Origin of the sequence: Sphingomonas sp. RIT328 (genome assembly GCF_000632225.1) — a bacterium.
Taxonomy (GTDB): domain Bacteria; phylum Pseudomonadota; class Alphaproteobacteria; order Sphingomonadales; family Sphingomonadaceae; genus Sphingomonas; species Sphingomonas kyungheensis.
Window position 1 is genome coordinate 1 of sequence record NZ_JFYV01000047.1, and the last position, 2,500, is coordinate 2,500.

Consider the following 2,500-nt stretch of genomic DNA (forward strand, 5'->3'; position numbering starts at 1 on the left):
TGGTTGCGGGGACAGGATTTGAACCTGTGACCTTCAGGTTATGAGCCTGACGAGCTACCGGGCTGCTCCACCCCGCGACACTGGGTGTTGTGCGGGGTTGTGCCCGGCACGGTGTGCCTCTCTGTGGGAGAGGGTGTGTGAATGGGTTCTTGTATATTCATCCGCCGGCTACAATGCCTGGCGACGACCTACTCTTCCATCGCTTGAGCGATAGTACCATTGGCGCAGTCGGGTTTCACGGCCGAGTTCGGGATGGGATCGGGTGGGACACCGACGCTATAGCCACCAGGCAATGGAGCGGGCGGATGAATTTCGCATCGAAGTGGGACTTCGATGCGGGAGTGCCGAGGGTCGTCTGGCGATTGCCTTGCGGCGGGCCATCGGATCCCCGGTTGGTTCAAAATCGATGCGTGCACTTATTGTTTCAGCTGGGAGTGTATCATCCGCCTCATGCAACCCAAGGTTGTCATTGATGGTGTGTAACTCTCAAGCGCGACTAGGACAATTAGTATCGGTTAGCTCCATGCGTTACCGCACTTCCACATCCGATCTATCAAGGTGATGGTCTTTCACCGTCCTATGAAATCTTATCTTGAGGGAGGCTTCCCGCTTAGATGCTTTCAGCGGTTATCCCGTCCGTACATAGCTACCCTGCTGCGCCGTTGGCACGACGACAGGTACACCAGAGGTACGTTCAACCCGGTCCTCTCGTACTAGGGTCAACTCCTCTCAAATTTCGACGCCCACGGCAGATAGGGACCAAACTGTCTCGCGACGTTCTGAACCCAACTCACGTACCACTTTAATTGGCGAACAGCCAAACCCTTGGGACCTGCTCCAGCCCCAGGATGTGATGAGTCGACATCGAGGTGCCAAACAACCCCGTCGATATGAGCTCTTGGGGGTTATCAGCCTGTTATCCCCGGCGTACCTTTTATCCGTTGAGCGATGGCCCTTCCACGAGGGACCACCGGATCACTATGACCGACTTTCGTCTCTGCTCGACTTGTCAGTCTCGCAGTCAGGCGGGCTTATGCCATTGCACTCTAACAGCCGGTTTCCAACCGGCCTGAGCCCACCATCGCGCGCCTCCGTTACTCTTTAGGAGGCGACCGCCCCAGTCAAACTACCCGCCACAGAGGGTCCCTGCACCGGCTAACGGTGCGAGGTTAGACATCAGAAAACAACAGGGTGGTATTTCACCTATGGCTCCACGCCGGCTGGCGCCAACGCTTCAAAGCCTCCCACCTATGCTACACAGTTCTTTCCTAATGCCACTCTGAAGCTGCAGTAAAGGTGCACGGGGTCTTTCCGTCTAACCGCGGGTACTCCGCATCTTCACGGAGAATTCAATTTCGCTGAGCATGTCCTGGAGACAGTGGGGAAGTCGTTACGCCATTCGTGCAGGTCGGAACTTACCCGACAAGGAATTTCGCTACCTTAGGACCGTTATAGTTACGGCCGCCGTTTACCTGGGCTTCATTTCAGAGCTTGCACCCCTCCACTTAACCTTCAGGCACCGGGCAGGCGTCAGGCCCTATACGTCGTCTTGAAGCCGACTTAGCAGAGCCCTGTGTTTTTGCTAAACAGTCGCTACCCCCTGGCCTGTGCCCCCAGCAAGAGCTTGCGCTTATGCTGGGCCTCCTTCTTCCGAAGGTACGGAGGCAATTTGCCGAGTTCCTTCAGGACACTTCTCTCAAGCGCCTTGGTATACTCTACCTGACCACCTGTGTCGGTTTCGGGTACGGTCTATACGGTGGGGCTATTTCCTGGAACAGTTTCGAAGCCCGGCCAATCCGTTAAGGCCGAACAACTCACACCATCCGTCACACACCACCAGGCCCACGAATATTAACGTGGTTCCCATCGACTACCCCCTTCGGGCTCGTCTTAGGGGCCGGCTCACCCTGCGCGGATTAGCCTTGCGCAGGAACCCTTGGTCTTTCGGCGAGAGGGCATCTCACCCTCTTTATCGCTACTCATGTCTGCATTCGCACTTCCGATACCTCCACGACCCATTACCAGATCGCTTCACAGGCTTACGGAACGCTCCGCTACCGCGTGGCTTGCGCCACACCCTAAGCTTCGGTGTATCACTTGAGCCCCGTTACATCTTCGCCGCAGAAACCCTTGTTTAGACCAGTGAGCTGTTACGCTTTCTTTAAAGGATGGCTGCTTCTAAGCCAACCTCCTGGTTGTTTTGGGATTTCCACATGCTTTCCCACTTAGTGATAACTTGGGGACCTTAGCTGTAGGTCAGGGCTGTTTCCCTTTTGACGACGGACCTTAGCACCCGCCGTCTGTCTCCCGGATATCACTCCTAGGTATTCGGAGTTTGGTTAGAGTTGGTAGATCTCGCGACCCCCGCATCCATCCAGTGCTCTACCCCCTAGGGTGTCCATCCGAGGCACTACCTCAATAGTTTTCGCGGAGAACCAGCTATTTCCCGGCTTGATTGGCCTTTCACCCCTAAACACAACTCATCCGGTAACTTTTCAAC

Annotated in this window: 1 tRNA gene and 2 rRNA genes (1 of these 3 cut by a window edge); all 3 read right to left on the bottom strand. The window is 55.5% G+C overall.

Annotated elements, in window-relative coordinates:
• Positions 1-77 (bottom strand) — tRNA-Met (locus BW41_RS16620).
• Between the two features lie 98 nt (positions 78-175).
• Positions 176-290 (bottom strand): 5S ribosomal RNA (rrf, locus tag BW41_RS16625).
• 195 nt (positions 291-485) lie between these two features.
• Positions 486-2,500: ribosomal RNA gene (locus tag BW41_RS16630) — 23S ribosomal RNA — on the bottom strand (it continues 802 nt past the right edge of the window).